Here is a 16,666-nt window from a genome sequence, read left to right as displayed (position 1 = left end):
ATGAAAGCCTTCTAAATCAGAGGGCTTTTTCTTATTGACAAAAAGAATCACATACAATATAATTCAATTACAATCAATTAAATTCGATTATAAAGGCGGGTTGATTATGCTTAAAGAAAACAAACAAATCAATATTGGCATTTTAGGGTGTGGGCAAATTTCTCAAGCAGCACACTTAGAATCTTGTCGTCGTGCTAAAAATGCACATTTATACGCTATCTGTGATGTGGATCCATTTTTACTAGAGCGTATGAACCAAATACACCAACCAGATAAAACCTATTCCGATTATGATGAAATGCTTCAAGATTCTAATATTGATGCGGTTATTATTGGGATTGCCGATCAATTCCATGTCCCAATGGCGAAAAAAGCTATTATGCAAGGAAAGCATGTGCTCGTTGAAAAACCTCTTGGTGTAACCATTGAAGAATGTATCGATTTACAAAAGCATGTTGCTGGAACTGATTTAAAAGTACAAATCGGTAGTATGAAACGCTATGATCCTGGTATTCGTGCAGCAAAAGAATTTATTGATGATGAAATGGGCGAAATGATTGGCTTAAAAGCATGGTATTGCGATTCTACTTATCGTTATGCTGTAACTGATAATGTTCAACCAATTATTATTTCTGGTAAAAATGTCAAACGACCATCTGGTGACCCTAAAGCGGATAAATTACGCTATTATATGCTTGGACATGGTTCACATCTTGTTGATACTGCACGTTTCTTAGGTGGCGATATTATTGCTGTAAAAGCTTGGAATACTCAAAAATTCGGGGCATTTTGTTGGTTTATTACGGTTGAATATGCGTCTGGATTTGTTGGTCAACTTGATTTAACCATTGCGGTTAGAATGGACTGGCATGAAGGCTTCCAAATCTATGGTGAAAATGGTAGCATTGTTGCTAAAACCTATAATCCTTGGCTATTTAAAGCTAGTGATGTAGATATTTTTAAAACAGCTGATAATAGCACACATCGCCCAATTAGTGAAGATGCTCATTTCTATAAATTACAAGTGGAAGGTTTTGCTGATTCTATTTTAACCGGAGAAAAAGGAATTGGAGCAGATTTAAATGATGGTATAATCGCAATGAAGACGATGATGGCTATCGCAAAATCAGTTCAAACTGGGGAAACCGTGCGCATCTCTGATATAACGAGTGGTGAATTATAATGGCAGAATTCATTCATGACTCGATTACTTTTCATTATGAAGAACGAGGTAGCGGTATGCCAATTATTTATCTGCATGGGTTAGGAGGTGACTTACAGCAGCCTTTCACCCATTTTCCAGAAATTAAAAATTATCGTTTTATCTCGCTAGACTTCAGAGGCCACGGGAAAACTAGATATTTTGTTAAAGAAAGTGATTTTAGTTTTGAAACATTTGCAGGTGATGTGATCGCTTTAATGAATCACTTAAAAATTGACAGCGCTATCATCGGTGGTATTTCAACAGGTGCCGGCGTAGCATTACATATAGCGCTTCATTTCCCAAGCCGAGTTTGCGGATTGATACTATCACGAGTAGCTTGGAAAGACGAGCCACAACCATCACAAATTCAAACCATTTTCAAAGAAGTAGCAAATCATATCCAAAATTTCGGTGTAACAGAAGGAAAAAAACGCTTTTTAACTAGTTCCGAGTTTTTACAACTAGATGAGCTTTCACCAGCAGCAGCGGATTCATTAGTAAAACAATTCGATTATCCTTATATTAATGAAACTCATGCTAAATTAGTACAAATTCCGCAAGATACACCCAATACAAATCGAGAAAATTGGCGAAATATTGCCGTTCCAACTTTAATTCTCGCTAATAAAATTGATCCGGTTCACCCTTTCCACTACGGAAAATTACTAAGCTATTATATTCCGCAAAGTACCTTTAAAGAAATTACACCAAAAGCTGTATCCAATGATGCTCATGTCACTGAATCCAAACAATATATTTACGACTTTATTAATTCTACTTTTTAGGGGGATATTGTATGTTTACGAAAGCATTTAATTTGCTGCAAAATATCGGTCGCTCACTCATGATTCCAATTGCACTTTTACCAGCGGCTGGAATTCTACTTGCCTTTGGAACTTCTTTTCAGGACCCAGCTTTTATAAATAAAGTCCCATTCTTCGGATCACCGTTTATGACAAGTTTGTTAAATTTAATGCTTGAAGCAGGAAATGTCATTTTTGCTAATTTACCACTTATTTTTGCTGTCGGTGTGGCTATTGGACTTTCAGATGGAGACGGGGTCGCTGGACTTTCTGCAATTGTTGGCTTCCTAATTATGAATGTCGTAATCGGTCAGTTTTTAGGAATTAATGCCGAAACATTATCTACTAGCAGAGATTTCACGATGGTTGTTGGTATTCCTTCTCTTCAAACCGGTGTCTTTGGAGGTATTATTGTAGGAATACTTGCCTCTGTATTATATAAGCGATTTTATAAAATTAATTTACCTGCCGCACTACAATTTTTCTCAGGTAAGCGTTTTGTTCCGATTATTACCTCTTTTGCTGCACTCTTCCTAGGATTACTAATGGCAATCATTTGGCCACCTATTCAAGATGCTTTAAATGGCGCTTCTACTTTCGTTATGGAACAAAGTCTTGGGTTAGCAGCATTTATGTTTGGCTTTGTCGAACGATTGTTGATTCCATTTGGCTTAAATCATGTTTGGTGGCCGACTTTTTGGTTACAGTTTGGCGAATATGTAGATAAAGCTGGCAATATCGTTAATGGTGATCAGCTCATTTTCTTCGCACAATTACGTGATAATGTAAAACTTACTGCCGGTACATTCATGACGGGTATGTACCCACTTAAAATGTTCTGTATGCCAGCCGCAGCACTTGCAATTTATCATTGTGCAAGACCAGAAAAGAAAAAAATGGTAGCCGGAATTATGCTCTCTGGTGCTATCACTGCCCTTGTTTGCGGAATTACTGAACCACTCGAATTTAGCTTTCTATTTGTAGCTCCTGTACTTTACTTTATTCACGCTATTTTTGCGGGCCTTGGATTCCTCATCATGTACCTTTTAAATGTACATATTGGATTATCCTTCTCAGGTGGATTTATTGATTTCATCTTCTTCGGTATTATGCCAAACCGAACTAGTTGGTGGCTTGTTATTCTAGTTGGTTTAATTATGGGACTAGTGTATTATGTAACTTTCCGTTTTGCAATAACCAAGTGGAATCTAATGACACCCGGTCGCGAAAAGGATGGATCTGGTAAATCAATGATTCCTGAATTAAACGAAACAAACTCTCTTTCTGAAAACGTCTTAGCTGCTTTTGGTGGACCAGGAAACATCTCTGAACTAAATGCTTGTATGTCAAGACTTCGGATTACTGTAAAAGATAAATCAGCCGTGAATAAAGACACACTTAAAGCGCTTGGTGCAGCAGGAATTTCAGAGGTTGGCAATCATATTCAAGCAGTATTTGGAATGAAGTCTGATACAATAAAAGAAGACATCAAAATATTAATGGCTGGTGGTCATGTAGAAGCAACAGAAACTACTAGCGAAACACGAACCGAGCCAAAATTAGATATTGCTTCATTCCAATCATTCGCTTCTCCCGCAACCGGGCAAATAATGGCCATTGAATCTATACCAGATGAAGTATTTAGTAACAAAATGATGGGTGATGGTTTTGCAATTGAGTTGACTGATGGTGATATTTTTGCCCCATTTGATGGTGAAGTTATGAGTATTTTCCCAACTAAGCATGCCATTGCTTTAAAGTCTTCCGCAAACCAAGAAGTACTCATTCACATCGGACTTGATACAGTTGAACTCGGCGGAAATGGATTTACTGTCTTTGCAGAAGCAGGATCTTCCTTTAAGAAAGGTGATAAATTATTAAGCGTAAACCTAGATGTCATTCAAAAAAAAGGATTATCACTTATTTCACCAATTATCTTCACTAATTTAGAAAAAGAAAAATATCAAATCCGTATAAATAAAACAGCCAAAATAAGTGCTACTGAAGCAAATATCATTTATTTAGAAGAATTATAGTTCTAATCGTTAGAGACACCACTTGACCTTTTTTAAGGATAACAAGTGGTGTTTTGTTTTTTGTGGTATGATTAATGAAAGGAGTGATTTTAATGAAAAAGAATATCCAATCAGTTGGTATTTGGGGTGATAGTATTATGAAAGGCGTACTTTTCAATCCTGAAAAAAATCGCTATACACTTCTTAAAAACAATTGTATTAAACGTGCATCTGAAAAATTAGGAATCACTTTCCAAAATCATTCTACAATGGGTCGTACAATTACAAAAGGACACGAAATTTTGACAAAAGATCTAGCCAAAGATGCTAGTAATGATATAGCTATAATTGAATTTGGTGGAAATGATTGTGATTTCAACTGGACAGAGGTTTCTGAAAATCCAGAGGCACAGCACATCCCAAGCACACCTCTAGATATATTTGAAACACAATTACATGAAATGATTACTAGACTAAAAAAAGTAGATATTCAACCAATTTTGATGACTTTGCCACCACTTCATGCAAAACGTTATTTTGATTTTATTACGCGAAATGGATTAAACAAAGAAAATATCCTTGCTTTTTTAGGCGGCGATGTAGAAATGATTTATCGCTGGCAGGAACGTTATAGTAATACTATTTTCCGAATTGCAGGTGAAACAGGTAGCCATATTATTGATATTCGCGATAGTTTTCTTGCGGAATTTCATTATGAGGATCTTTTATGTGCAGATGGAATTCACCCTAATGAAGCAGGGCATATCAAAATGTCTCGTAAATTTATCCAATATGCTAGTTTGCATAAAGCTTAGTTTTCTAGGCAATATGAAAAGCCACTACTTTTTTTACAGTAATGGCTTTTTTATGTTTCCTTAAATAGCGCACTTATAAATTTTTTTCTGCCTCCCGCATATGTCCTTCATAATTTTCCACTTTATAAAGTAAATAATCATGTGCTTCTTGCATTCTATCTATTTTTTCTTGCATTAGCTCTGCTTGTTCAGTGAGTAATGCCTTTCGTGCCACGATGGTTGAGTCATCATTTTCATAAATCATTGCAACATATTCTCTTAAACTTTCGACACCCATACCGGCACTTCGCATTGTTTTAGCAAACTTTAATTGATTGATACTTCGCTCAGTAAAATCCCGTAACCCGTTATCTTGTCTAGGTATTGGCATAATTATTCCGATACGTTCATAATAGCGAATCGTATCATTTGTTAAGCCCGTTATCTTTGCCGCTTCTTTTATATTCATTTTTTGCCCCTCCTAAAATCATTGTTGCTACTATTATACTTTCAACAAGACAAATATTCGATCTACACTTAGTTATCAATTAGTATTCTGTTATCAGCTTATCACGCCTCGATACTCCATACCAAAACGTTCCGAAAAATGTTCAAAAATATGAGAAATAGCATATATTTCTTCTTTAGTTGGCCCAGATCCTTGTACGATAATCTTTACATTTTTGCCACTATAGCGTGCGTCAACTGATTCGTGTCGATCAATAAAAGTTTTAAGTAGCCCTGTCATGTCTGACCAATATATAGCTGTTCCGATGACAATATTTTCAGCTGCTTCTAATTCTGAACGAACCTGTTCAAAATCATCTAGACCTTCTACTTGACCTAGTTGCTTAATATTATAATCAACCAAGTTAATCTGTTTATATGATTGATTTCCAAAATATTCTTTTGCTAATTTAGCAGTATTTCCCTCTCGATTTTGACTTGCATTAATAAATAAACTTGATTTATTCATTTTCACAATTCACTCCTTCGTTAATTAAATGAAAACACTTGGAGTGCACTTCAAGTCAAGGCTTACCATTTTTGTTCAAAAATAGAATTCATTCCGTGTTATACTTAGAATAAAGGAGTGAACGTCTATTTTACACTTACAAAAAATGACTTCCGTAGATTTGGAAGATTTCTTATCGTCCGCTATTACCGATTATGCAAAAGATAAAGTTGAAGCTGGCACTTGGTCTGAACAGGAAGCTTTAGCTAAATCAAAAGCGTCCTTTGACAAATTACTTTTTGACGGAGTCACAACACCAAACGAACATCTTTATAGCATTTTCACCTCTCAAAAAATTGGCTATCTTTGGTTTCATACCGACGAAACTACTTCCCAAAAAGCTGCTTTTATCTATGATTTCGTTATTTTTGAGGAATTCCGTGGCCAAGGTTTTGGTACTAAAAGTTTAGAGGCTTTAGATATTTTGGCTAAAGAAATGCAGATTAATAAAATGGAACTTCATGTTTTTGCTCATAATCATACTGCTATCTGTTTATATAACAAGGTTGGTTTTAAAAACACGGATATCACAATGGCTAAATATCTTTAAAAAAATGGCTTGAGATCCAAAATCTATAGGACTTCAAGCCATTTTATTTTGTCATATTTAAATGTATTCGTTCTGTTTCAGCCAATTTTGCATTCCCCTTCGTTGTTCTGAAATATCTAGTTGTCCGACCATCCGTGCTCCGAAAAACAAATTCATTCTCTTCCAACCAATAGACTGCAAAAAGTAATTGATTTTTAGTAAATGATTTAGCCCCTGGAAACGACATCCGTTCATACATCAAGTGATCCATCGTGGCATTTGCATCCTCGGTTCTAGATAAAATCTGATAAATCACCGCTTCCGTTGGTCGTTCCATCGTATCAACTCCTACTTAAAGCATCCCTATTTCCCCAACATGATAAATAAAAAATATCAAAACTAATAATAAAATATTAAAACTTAAAAGAATCCATTTCACCAACTTTTCCTTCACAAAAAAAACACTAACAGTAGAAATAATGCTTAGAAATAGCGGAATAAGTTTGTATAAAAGCCCCTTTTCTCCACCTGGTACGATGTCTGAAATATGTAATCCCCAAGTCAAAATAACCCAAGTTACCGTTAAGATTGTTAGCAAAAATGCAACAAAGTCTTGCCAGCTCTTCTTCATATTATCCCCCCCTCGTCCCTTTAAGCTTACCATAAAAACGCGATACAATAAAAACAAGCTAATTTTCGTAGCTTGTTTTTATTAAATCTTAATTAAGTTTAATGCAAATAAAGCGACTAAAAGTATATTAAATAGAATCGCAATCCATTTTTCATCAAGTAATTTGTTTAAATGAGTACCAATTATCGCTCCAAGAATTGCTCCAGGTATCATATAAATTCCAATTGAAAAATCACTCCCACCGATAATCGCATAAGAACCAATGCTCGCAAATGAAGTTAGTAGCGTTACATAGCTAGATGTGGCGGATGCCGTTTTTTGATTTAGCATAAATATTAACAGTAGTATTGGTATGACAATTGGTCCTCCGCCAATACCGAACAAACCTGCTAAAAATCCAATTATAACGCCAAATACAAATGGCATAATCCGGTATTTACTTAGAAAATGTGGTTGTTCACCATGGCGTTTCTTTTTCCACACCATTAGTAGCAGCAGTACGACGATTAAAGCTCCATATAAAAAACGATAAACTGTTTCAGGTAGCATTTGATTAACCATGGCTCCTAAAAAAGTGGTTGGGATACTTGTAATCGCTATTTTTAATGCTAATCCAACATTCCCTTGTTTGCGTTTAAAGTAGATGCTACAAGTAAAAATCGCCATTGTAAATACCGTTAATGCAGAACTAAAAGCAGCTGTTCCCTGAGAAACACCCATCAGTAATAGGATTGGCAAAAGGATAACACCGCCGCCTATTCCTAAAAAGCTCCCGATAACACTTGTACTAAGCGCTATTAGAAAATATGTTATTATGTCCATTTAGCATTACCTCTTTTCTATCTATTTTAGCTTAACATATTTTCATTTATTAAAAAGTATTAAAAAAGACAATAAATTATTGCCTTTAACTTTTTATTCTGGAATTAGCTCGATAAGTGCCTCCCTTAAAGTCTCGTTCATATAAGTAACTGTCATTTTACCTAAATCCGCTTCCCAAAGAGCGATTCCTGCTAAACCAGCTAATTCTATAAATGCTTCAAAATGGATGGAACCTGCTTGAGCTTGTTGAACAGCTTTTTTAATTTTATCTATTGAAACTTCTGTAGAAACTGGTTTAGGAACACCATTTAGTTGCGCTTCTATCTTCTTTTCGCTCGCATCCCAAAATACATACATACCTTTTTGTACAAGGAATTGATATTTGACTACACCAATTTGTTTGAAACCTGCGATAACTTTAGGAAAATCTCCTGCATTTTTTTCACTTGTTGCCACTTCTAAAATTGTTTGTTTATTTAGCATAGCTAGTCTCCAATCAAATATGTTTATCTCTATCATACTTAAAATTTAAATGAGTGGCTTTTCTTCTTTGTATGTTTCAATCAGTGCTTCTTCTAGATCATATAACGAATCATTTGTTTGATCAAGTGAATAGCCATGATCCAAAGCAAAAATGATAATCGCATCCCGACGATTTTTAGCGTATAGTGGTGGATATTCCGTATATTTTAGCAAACGACTAGCTTCTAATCCAGAAAGTTTAAATCCAAAAGAAAGCCGCAATCGTACGGTCCCGTGACGGCCGTCTCACCCCACTAAATATTTGGTAGCCATATGTTTCATGAAGTCTTGCCGCACGAATAACACTTGCTTTCGTCAAATTCTTTTCTGTTAATAATTCCTTTAAATAGCTAACCATCTCATTTGATTTAAATTCACCCTCATTTTCATCTAAAACTTGGCGCAAATTGGTCGCTTTTTTTAATTCATGAAGTAACTTACTTGTCTCTTTTTCCCCATCCATTAGGCATGCCTCCGACTGTTTTTTTTCATTATATCACGGAATAAGTACCAGACTACTATGCTTCATGCTATAATTTTACTATAAAGGTGTAGAGAGGATTTTATGTAAATGGGAGAAATGACGCTTGCTTTTATAGAAGAACAATACAAAGAATTAGATAAATTAAACGATAAAGAAAATCCTGCTATACTCACTCGGAATATTTCGTCAGGAGAATTATTTGTTCGTAAGGTGCTTCCGATTGGCTATGCTCCTGTTATTGAGCAACTTAAAAAATTATCCAGTAATTATCTACCTAAAATCGATGTGATGATACCGAACGGCAAATATTTAATTGTCTACGAAGAATATATTAATGGCAGAAATTTAGCAGACTTAATGAAAATACATTCGACATTTGCGCCTGATGAAGTAACCAGACTTATGCTAATGCTGGCTAACGCGCTTGCTGAACTTCACGCTAATGCTATTATCCACCGTGATATTAAACCATCCAATATTATGATTTCTAGCGATGGGATTTTAAAATTAATTGATTTTGATGCTTCTCGAGTTTATGAGGTGGGGAAAAATCAAGATACCATTAATCTAGGAACGATTGGTTATGCATCTCCTGAACAATATGGTTATTCGCAAACCGATATGCGCTCAGATATATACAGCATCGGCGTTCTCATGCTCGAACTATTGCTTGGAAAAAACACGCTCCCCAAACAAGAAACGATTACTTCTCTAGAAAAAATTGCTGTTCGTGCTGCATCCTTTGATCCAGACAAACGCTACCAAACTATCGAAGCATTTCGAACAGCGATTAAAAATGACTCTCTTGGTCCAACTTTTGTCTCTGAATTATCTGATTTTGCAAGTTTTGAAAGTACAGCTAAAACACCAGATAACGCTTATCTTTTTTGGTATAGAAACATCCCTGGCTTTAGAACATGGCGTCCTTGGAAAATGATAATTGCGGTGTTTGGCTATATCTGTATATTAATTGGTTTGTTCGGCGGACCACCAGAAGGTTCCAAGATAAGTCATTCATTAAACTTTTTTAGTAATTTTATTTTGATTGTTCCAACCTTTATACTTTTAACTAATTTATGCGATATTTGGGCAAAATTACCTTTACTTAAATCCCCGTCGCTAATAAAAAAAATAATTGGCTTCGTTGTTTACCTTTTTATTTGTATTATGATATCAGGAACATTTAATACGCTTTTCCTTTAGTCTTATGCCCATTGCATAGGACTTTTCTTATGTTCACATGGTCTAATGGAAACAGATAAAATAAAAAGGAGAGAATACAATGAAAAAATGGAAACACGCTATACTACTAATGGGGGTTCTTACTTTCGCTCTTGCACTATCAGCTTGCGGAGGAACAGAAGATACATCAAGTAAATCAGAAACAGCTAAAGCAGAAACAAAAGAGAAAAAGAAGGCAGATCCTAATAAACTTGGAGATTATAAAGTAGAAATTCTCAGTTCAGAAGTTGTGAAAGATTACGAAGGCAAAGATGCGATTGCAGTTAAAACAAAATTCACAAATAATAGTGAAGAAAATATTTCATTTATGGTAGCTATCGATCAGCAAGCTTTCCAAAACGGAACACAACTGGAAACAACTGTATCATCAGGCAGTGATATGGGTGGTATCGATAAAGATGTTCAACCAGGCGCAAGCTTAGAAGTAACAGACATCTACAGCTTACAAGATACTCAAAACAAGGTGGATGTTGAAGCAAAAGAACTTATTAGCCTTAGCGACAATACAGTGAAAAAATCATTTGAATTAAAATAAAATCAATCCCGTAGACATCGATATGTTTGCGGGATTTTTAATCGTTTAGTTTAAAAACGGCAATCGATTCTTGACTCGGCTTATTAATGAATCGTTTTCATTAAAAGTATCTCTGAGCTCAATCGCTTTGGCAGGATAATTCGTTATTATCCCATCGATATTTTTCCTTGTAGTTTTACTTCAATAAGTAGGTCGATTTTATTCTTTTTGCTGCAGCAATATTTCCCTCTAAAGATGCTATATAGAACTAATATGCGGCAATTAACGAGATAACAAACCCCGCAATAATACTTATCAAAACCCATTTTAACAACATAATAAATAAACGTTTCTGAGGAAATTTCCAGCTTTTCTTTATCGCACCGTTAATTTTCAGTGACTTATCTTCTATAAAATAGGGTAAGGCAAAAACAAGCCTCGCACTAAGGTAAAAAATAATCGCAATCACAATAAAATAGAACCACATACCCACTGTGCTTTTCATCAATTCATCCGTAATAAAATGAGGTAGATATAAGTTCCCTGTAATCGTCAGTGGTAAAGACAGTCCCGCAATCGGTAATAGCAAAAAGAAATATACAAGAAAGTAAATAGCTTGAAAACTAATAAAATATTTTGCTTTGGCATGGAGCCTTTGGATAATTTTGAAAACGGTATAGGCTTCTCCTCTTAATTGATAAATAGCCATTAATATAAAGAACCCTAATTCATAATAAATGAATAATAAGATAAGTAATACTAAAAAAGCTAACAAAATCACAGCCATTGGACTTGAAAATAACTCACCTAAGTTAGCATCTGTAACCCCTGGTACACCAGTAATCCTAACAATAAAGAAAAAGAAATAATAAATAAATAAATAAATGCTTGAACTATGTAAGTAGTAAGGTGACTTTGAGGTAATCCATTCTAAATTGGCAGACCATTTTTAAACAATTTTTTAAATCATTCACTTAATTCCCTCCCTTCCACTTCATTTGTAAGACTTTATAGTTTATCCCAAAAGTAAAATTAGGTATAATTAATTCATAAAGTTAACTATTTGAAAGAGGTGAAAGAATGCATCCAATTGAACAATTTTTAGCAATTAATCACACTACTATTACCGAAATCGAAGCAAATACTTATTTGAAAAAAGGTACTCTAAATAAACTAATTAAAAAAAACATCCGTACTTCTGATATTAGTCTTCGTGTTCTCAGCCAAATTGCCAACAGATTAAATACTGGGGCTGATGTAGTTGCTGAACAGCTGAGTGACTTAGAAGTTGCAAATGATCTTACCTATATCATAGAGGATTAAACAGGTAAATACATCATTTTCACATCTAAATAACGATCATCCACTCGCATTAAAGCTGGAATTTCTCCTGCTTCTATAAATCCAATATTTTTATACAAACTTAATGCTCTCTTATTTTCAGAAACAACTTCTAAATAGATTAATTTCAACAATTCATCATGCTTAGCGTATTGAATCAGTTTTCCCAAACAAATCTTACCAATACCAAGCCCCCAAAATTCCTTTCGTATCGAAATAGCTAATTCGCATGTATGTAGCTCTCTTTTTTTAGTATGCCCTATTAGCTGAGAAACACTAGCTAGCTTATCGTCCATAAAGACTAAAAACATCACTCCATTATTTTTTTCTATGTATTCTGCTTCATCCCCAATGCTCATCATAAATTCATCTTTTCCAAATGATAAAAAATCTGTCTCGCCTGCGACTTCATTTAAATAAGGAATGATAATACTAGCATCTTCTTTCGCTGCTTTTCTAATTGTTATTATTTGTCCATCCTGTAATTCGATTATTTCCATTCAAACACCGCCTTTTCGTTATTATATCTCACCAAAACTATTCCAGCAAACAACAAAAAAGGCTAGATGTTGCCATCTAGCCTCTCAAAAATATTATTTATTAAATGAAATTACTATTTTTCCAACTGCATGGTGTGTTTCACTTAATGCATGGGCATCAAAAACACCTTTTTCTGAGAATGGGAAAGTTTTACCAACAATCGCTTTTACTGTTTTATTTTCTAATAATTTAGCCAACTCATTCAGCTGTTTACCATTAGGTTCTAGCCAAATCCCAGTCGCTGTCACATTTTTTTCTTTTGCCTTTTCCTCGTTAGAAATCCCTACAATGCTTACTAATCGACCAGTTCCTTCTTTTAAAACATCATAACTATCTGTTTCGATTTGTCCACCCATTGTATCAAAAACCACATCAATATCAGAAAGAACATCTTTAAAATCAACTTCTTTATAATCAATTACTTGATCTGCTCCAAGTGATTTCAGTAATTCATGGTTTTTAGCGCTAGCAGTTGTGATTACTTCTGCACCAGCGTGTTTGGCTAATTGAATTGCAAAAGTTCCAACGCCACCTGCACCTGCATGAATCAATACTTTCTCACCTTTTTGAAGTTTTGCATGGTCAAATAGTGCTTGCCATGCTGTTAAGCCAGCAAGTGGAACAGAAGCAGCTTCTTCAAAACTAATGCTGTCTGGAATTTTTGCTAGCAAATGATCATCTACTGCAGTATATTCTGCGTAGGTCCCAAAACGAGTTGTTTCTGGACGAGCAAATACTTTTTCGCCAACTTTCCAATCTGTTACGCCTTCTCCTACTTCAGAAATAACACCAGCAACATCCCAACCTAAAATAATTGGGAATTCCCAGTCCATCATTTGTTTTAAATATCCTTCACGAAGCTTCCAGTCAATCGGATTAATCGAAGTCGCACTTTCTTTTACGATAACTTGATTTTTTCCTGGTTTAGGCATTGCAACTTCTTTTTCTTTTAACTGTTCTTTACCACCGTAATTTTCGATTACTACTGCTTTCATTTTTACTTCTCCTCCATTTTCTCGATATTATTCATCATTTTTGTGACTGATTTTAACCACAAGGCAACTTCTTCTTCTGAAAAACCTGCTAGTGCTTCATTTTGAAAATTCTCTTTTTCTGCAAGCAAAGAAGCTAATTCCGCTTCACCAGTTGCGGTTAAAAATAAGTATGTGTAGCGTTTGTTTTCATCATTCTTTTCACGAGTAATCAGTCCTTGCTCTTCCATACGCTTTAAATGCCTTGTAATACTTGCCGAATCAATATATAAGTTTTCTTTTAGCTTGTTTTGACTCTGGCCTGGTGTTTGCCTGATATGAAATAAAATCTCTACTTTAGTAAAACTTCGATTCGTTTGCTGTTCAAAAACATGACTAATTTCTTTTGATAGCAAATGCATTCGGTAAAGTAGTTCAGATCGTTCTGTACATGGTTTCAGCTTCATTCGCCTCCATAGTTGATATGTCAAATGATATATCAATCATTATACGCGTCCTATTCTAAAGTACAAAGAATATGCTCATTTTAAATAGTAACTAATTTTTTGTAAGCATATTATTTGCTGTTTTGCTAATTTATACGCTACACTTAATAGATACTTTTAAAAATGGAGGCAAGATTGTAATGACAAATGTACTTTTCATCAAAGCAAATGGTTTACCTGCAGAACGCTCAGTGAGTGTAGCACTATACGAAATTTTTCTAAATGAATACAAAAAATCACACCCAGACGATAATGTGACAGAATTAGATTTATTTGAAGCTGATCTACCTTATTATGATGTAACAATGATGAGCGGATTACATAAAGAAGTAGCTGGTGAAACACTTACTAATGAAGAAAAACGCCTAGCTGATATCGCCAATGGTTACTTAGATCAATTCTTAGCAGCCGACAAAATCGTTATGGCTTTCCCACTTTGGAATTTCAGTATTCCGGCTCAATTTTTAACTTACTTATTCTATTTAAATCAAGCTGGAAAAACCTTCAAATATACTGCAAATGGTCCAATTGGTCTTGTTACAGACAAAAAAGTAGCTTTACTTAACGCACGTGGCGGAATCTACTCAGATGGTCCAATGCAAAGCTTTGAAATGTCTGTAAATTATGTAAAGAATGTCCTTGGTCACTTCGGAATTTCCGAACCAGAAATGGTGATTGTGGAAGGTCACAATGCCAAACCAGATCAAGCAAAAGATATTATCTCAGCAGGTGCCAAAGAAGCAACTGAACTTGCTCAAAAATTCTAATCCCAAAGAACTGTCAATGATAAAATTCATTAACAGTTCTTTTTTTGTGGATATTTATTCATTTTATTAACATTTTAGACACATTTTTGTTTGAATAAGACTACAAAAAGGAATGGTTATAGATAATATATCATTATATAAATTTTACATTAGATTTTAAAAAGGAGGGAATAGCTTCATGATAAAACTTGGGATAAAAATTAGCTTATGTGCTTTTTTAATAGTACCACTTTTAGCCGCCCCATTATCTAGCAATGTTTCAGCTGAAGAAAATAGCAACGTCCAAGCGGCACAAGATATCGTAAACATTCCTGACCTTGCATTCAAAAGCTATTTAAATAGTCTTCTCAGTCAACCTAGTACTAGTGATATTACCGAAGCACAGATGGACACGATTACTAATATTACTATTAATGGAGGTACTGTAGCAGATATAACCGGCATAGATTATGCACATAATTTAACTTCTGTGCGTCTAGCCAACACGCAAGTTACCGATTTTTCTTTACTCGCATCATTATCAAAATTAACAAATATTAGTTTAGCTGGTAGTAATATTACCTCCAACTCCATCCCAGACCTTAATGGTTTACAAGAGCTAACAAACTTAAATATTAGTCCTGCAAATCTTACCAATGATGCTTTAACTAAAATCAATAAAATCCCCAACTTAACTTACTTAAATTTAGATAGTAACCATTCTTTGACCGATATTATGCCACTTAAATCATTACCTAATTTAGTTACTTTATTTGTACAATTTTGTGGAATTAATGATTATCGTGGAATTGAAGATTTCCCCAGCTTAAAAAATCTATCCGCTTATGGTCAAAACGTTGGCCGAACAGTTTTAATAAATAGCTCTATTAAAAGTTCCGCATTGAATTATGACGAAGCGAACCAAACTATTTTTGTTCCCTTTACGTTAATGACAGAACGTACCGTGAATTTTAACGGTGACCTTATTCCATTTTCAACATCTACAAGTAGATCTAGCACTTATTTCACTTTAAATGAACAACAAATTACTGGCAGTCGCTTAAGCATTGATGATACTGGTATCACTGTTAGCGGGATTACAAAAGATGATTTTGATGCTATTACTAAAATGGAATATAATGCTGTTTATAATAATCCTGCTGGAAGTTACGCAGCTCCTCCAAATATCACTTCCTATACGATTTCAGGAGGGACATATGACCATTACTTTGACATTGATCATTCCTTGACGATTACAAATGATGACACAATAAGTTATAGAGAAGGAAATCCTGTCACGGAAGCACAGTTCTTATCTGATATTCACGCTGAAACAGATGATGGGACCCCAGTGACAAGCGATTTTGATAGTGTGGTAGATTTAAGTATGCCAGGAGTTTATACAGTGACACTTAATGCAGAAAACGCTGCAGGTCTAAAAGCAACTCCTAAAACAGTGACAGTAACCGTCTTAGCTAAACCAATAATTACGGCTGATAAAACAATCACTTATACAACCGGCGATTCCAAAACTTCCGAACAATTCTTAAAGGATATTTCAGCTACTACCAATGATGGAAGTCCCGTGACAAATGACTTTGATAGTGTTGTTAACTTAAATAAATCTGGAACGTATGAGGTGACCTTGCGTGCGGTAAGTGCAGATGGTATAGAGGCTGATCCGGTAAAAGTTCTCGTAACAGTTGAGAACCGTGAAGAACCACCTGGTCCACCGACTCCTCCTACACCTCCTGGACCAGACCCAACTCCTACACCTGATTCAAGTCCAAATCCAGACGGTAGTAATGATTCTTCTGCTAACAACGGAACCACATCACCTAATCATCAAAACAGTACCAATCAAGCTTCCTTACCTGCTACAGGTGATTCTAATCTAGACACTATGATTTTAATTGGTATCGTTTTAGCTGGAGTGACTGTTTTTTCTTTCCGGAAAAGAAAACAACATTAAATAGAAAAGCTACGA

Annotated in this window: 19 protein-coding genes and 2 pseudogenes; 10 read left to right on the top strand and 11 right to left on the bottom strand. The window is 34.9% G+C overall.

Annotated elements, in window-relative coordinates:
- Nucleotides 1-34: 34 nt before the first annotated feature.
- The 4 genes from CKV67_RS02865 (at nt 35) to CKV67_RS02850 (ending at nt 4,837) form a co-directional block, all read left to right on the top strand.
- Nucleotides 35-1,183: a Gfo/Idh/MocA family protein gene (locus CKV67_RS02865; protein WP_231845382.1), complete on the top strand. Its 1,149-nt coding sequence runs from the start codon at nt 35-37 to the stop codon at nt 1,181-1,183.
- Nucleotides 1,183-1,989 carry an alpha/beta fold hydrolase gene (locus CKV67_RS02860; protein WP_014092071.1) on the top strand — a complete coding sequence of 269 codons (807 nt, stop codon included), beginning with the start codon at nt 1,183-1,185 and terminating at the stop codon, nt 1,987-1,989. The genes CKV67_RS02865 and CKV67_RS02860 overlap by 1 nt, the downstream gene beginning before the upstream one ends.
- Nucleotides 1,990-2,000: 11 nt before the next feature.
- The gene (gene ptsG / locus CKV67_RS02855; protein WP_025279782.1) at nt 2,001-4,043 is read left to right on the top strand and encodes a glucose-specific PTS transporter subunit IIBC; all 2,043 of its coding nucleotides are present in this window, start codon (nt 2,001-2,003) and stop codon (nt 4,041-4,043) included.
- A gap of 92 nt (nt 4,044-4,135) precedes the next feature.
- On the top strand, nt 4,136-4,837 hold the full coding sequence (locus CKV67_RS02850; RefSeq protein ID WP_014092069.1) for an SGNH/GDSL hydrolase family protein: 702 nt from the start codon (nt 4,136-4,138) through the stop codon (nt 4,835-4,837).
- Nucleotides 4,838-4,910: 73 nt separating this feature from the next.
- Here the strand turns inward: CKV67_RS02850 and CKV67_RS02845 are convergent, their stop codons facing one another.
- Complete coding sequence (locus CKV67_RS02845; RefSeq protein ID WP_014092068.1) at nt 4,911-5,285, bottom strand: MerR family transcriptional regulator; 375 nt, start codon at nt 5,283-5,285, stop codon at nt 4,911-4,913.
- 93 nt (nt 5,286-5,378) lie between these two features.
- Nucleotides 5,379-5,792 (bottom strand): flavodoxin family protein, encoded by a 414-nt coding sequence (locus tag CKV67_RS02840; protein WP_025279781.1) that lies wholly within the window; start codon nt 5,790-5,792, stop codon nt 5,379-5,381.
- A 145-nt stretch (nt 5,793-5,937) separates the two neighbouring features.
- Here CKV67_RS02840 and CKV67_RS02835 point away from each other — a divergent pair, with 145 nt between their 5' ends.
- On the top strand, nt 5,938-6,381 hold the full coding sequence (locus CKV67_RS02835; protein ID WP_014092066.1) for a GNAT family N-acetyltransferase: 444 nt from the start codon (nt 5,938-5,940) through the stop codon (nt 6,379-6,381).
- Nucleotides 6,382-6,424: 43 nt separating this feature from the next.
- Here the strand turns inward: CKV67_RS02835 and CKV67_RS02830 are convergent, their stop codons facing one another.
- From CKV67_RS02830 to CKV67_RS02810, 5 genes and pseudogenes are all read right to left on the bottom strand, one after another.
- Complete coding sequence (locus tag CKV67_RS02830; RefSeq protein ID WP_014092065.1) at nt 6,425-6,697, bottom strand: DUF3116 family protein; 273 nt, start codon at nt 6,695-6,697, stop codon at nt 6,425-6,427.
- A gap of 15 nt (nt 6,698-6,712) precedes the next feature.
- Nucleotides 6,713-6,991 (bottom strand): hypothetical protein, encoded by a 279-nt coding sequence (locus tag CKV67_RS02825; protein ID WP_014092064.1) that lies wholly within the window; start codon nt 6,989-6,991, stop codon nt 6,713-6,715.
- 81 nt (nt 6,992-7,072) lie between these two features.
- Nucleotides 7,073-7,813: a sulfite exporter TauE/SafE family protein gene (locus CKV67_RS02820; protein ID WP_025279780.1), complete on the bottom strand. Its 741-nt coding sequence runs from the start codon at nt 7,811-7,813 to the stop codon at nt 7,073-7,075.
- 93 nt (nt 7,814-7,906) lie between these two features.
- Nucleotides 7,907-8,296 (bottom strand): DUF1398 family protein, encoded by a 390-nt coding sequence (locus CKV67_RS02815; RefSeq protein WP_025279779.1) that lies wholly within the window; start codon nt 8,294-8,296, stop codon nt 7,907-7,909.
- A gap of 45 nt (nt 8,297-8,341) precedes the next feature.
- Nucleotides 8,342-8,798, bottom strand: a pseudogene (locus CKV67_RS02810) (hypothetical protein).
- Between the two features lie 108 nt (nt 8,799-8,906).
- On the opposite strand from CKV67_RS02810, the gene CKV67_RS02805 reads away from it, so the two are divergent.
- Both CKV67_RS02805 and CKV67_RS02800 read left to right on the top strand, forming a co-directional pair.
- A complete protein-coding gene (locus CKV67_RS02805) occupies nt 8,907-10,022 on the top strand; it encodes a serine/threonine-protein kinase (protein ID WP_014092060.1) in 1,116 nt (371 codons plus the stop codon).
- A 79-nt stretch (nt 10,023-10,101) separates the two neighbouring features.
- Nucleotides 10,102-10,596: a DUF5067 domain-containing protein gene (locus CKV67_RS02800; RefSeq protein ID WP_014092059.1), complete on the top strand. Its 495-nt coding sequence runs from the start codon at nt 10,102-10,104 to the stop codon at nt 10,594-10,596.
- A gap of 256 nt (nt 10,597-10,852) precedes the next feature.
- Here the strand turns inward: CKV67_RS02800 and CKV67_RS02795 are convergent.
- Nucleotides 10,853-11,549, bottom strand: a pseudogene (locus tag CKV67_RS02795) (glycerophosphoryl diester phosphodiesterase membrane domain-containing protein); the annotation flags it as partial.
- Between the two features lie 106 nt (nt 11,550-11,655).
- On the opposite strand from CKV67_RS02795, the gene CKV67_RS02790 reads away from it, so the two are divergent.
- Nucleotides 11,656-11,898 carry a hypothetical protein gene (locus CKV67_RS02790; RefSeq protein WP_014092058.1) on the top strand — a complete coding sequence of 81 codons (243 nt, stop codon included), beginning with the start codon at nt 11,656-11,658 and terminating at the stop codon, nt 11,896-11,898.
- Here CKV67_RS02790 and CKV67_RS02785 read toward each other — a convergent pair.
- The 3 genes from CKV67_RS02785 to CKV67_RS02775 all read right to left on the bottom strand — a co-directional run bounded on the left by CKV67_RS02785 (nt 11,895) and on the right by CKV67_RS02775 (nt 13,894).
- Nucleotides 11,895-12,416: a GNAT family N-acetyltransferase gene (locus tag CKV67_RS02785; protein WP_014092057.1), complete on the bottom strand. Its 522-nt coding sequence runs from the start codon at nt 12,414-12,416 to the stop codon at nt 11,895-11,897. The genes CKV67_RS02790 and CKV67_RS02785 overlap by 4 nt on opposite strands.
- Before the next feature lie 93 nt (nt 12,417-12,509).
- The gene (locus tag CKV67_RS02780) at nt 12,510-13,451 is read right to left on the bottom strand and encodes an NADP-dependent oxidoreductase (protein WP_014092056.1); all 942 of its coding nucleotides are present in this window, start codon (nt 13,449-13,451) and stop codon (nt 12,510-12,512) included.
- A gap of 2 nt (nt 13,452-13,453) precedes the next feature.
- Nucleotides 13,454-13,894, bottom strand: a complete 441-nt coding sequence (locus tag CKV67_RS02775; RefSeq protein WP_014092055.1) for a MarR family winged helix-turn-helix transcriptional regulator — start codon at nt 13,892-13,894, stop codon at nt 13,454-13,456.
- 179 nt (nt 13,895-14,073) lie between these two features.
- Between CKV67_RS02775 and CKV67_RS02770 the strand changes: the two genes are divergently transcribed.
- Complete coding sequence (locus tag CKV67_RS02770; RefSeq protein ID WP_014092054.1) at nt 14,074-14,700, top strand: FMN-dependent NADH-azoreductase; 627 nt, start codon at nt 14,074-14,076, stop codon at nt 14,698-14,700.
- A 178-nt stretch (nt 14,701-14,878) separates the two neighbouring features.
- Complete coding sequence (locus tag CKV67_RS02765; RefSeq protein ID WP_025279777.1) at nt 14,879-16,651, top strand: LapB repeat-containing protein; 1,773 nt, start codon at nt 14,879-14,881, stop codon at nt 16,649-16,651.
- The last annotated feature ends 15 nt before the right edge of the window (nt 16,652-16,666 follow it).

The sequence above is a fragment of the Listeria ivanovii subsp. ivanovii genome (assembly GCF_900187025.1).
Lineage (GTDB): Bacteria > Bacillota > Bacilli > Lactobacillales > Listeriaceae > Listeria > Listeria ivanovii.
This window is presented reverse-complemented; position numbering and strand designations above follow the sequence as displayed.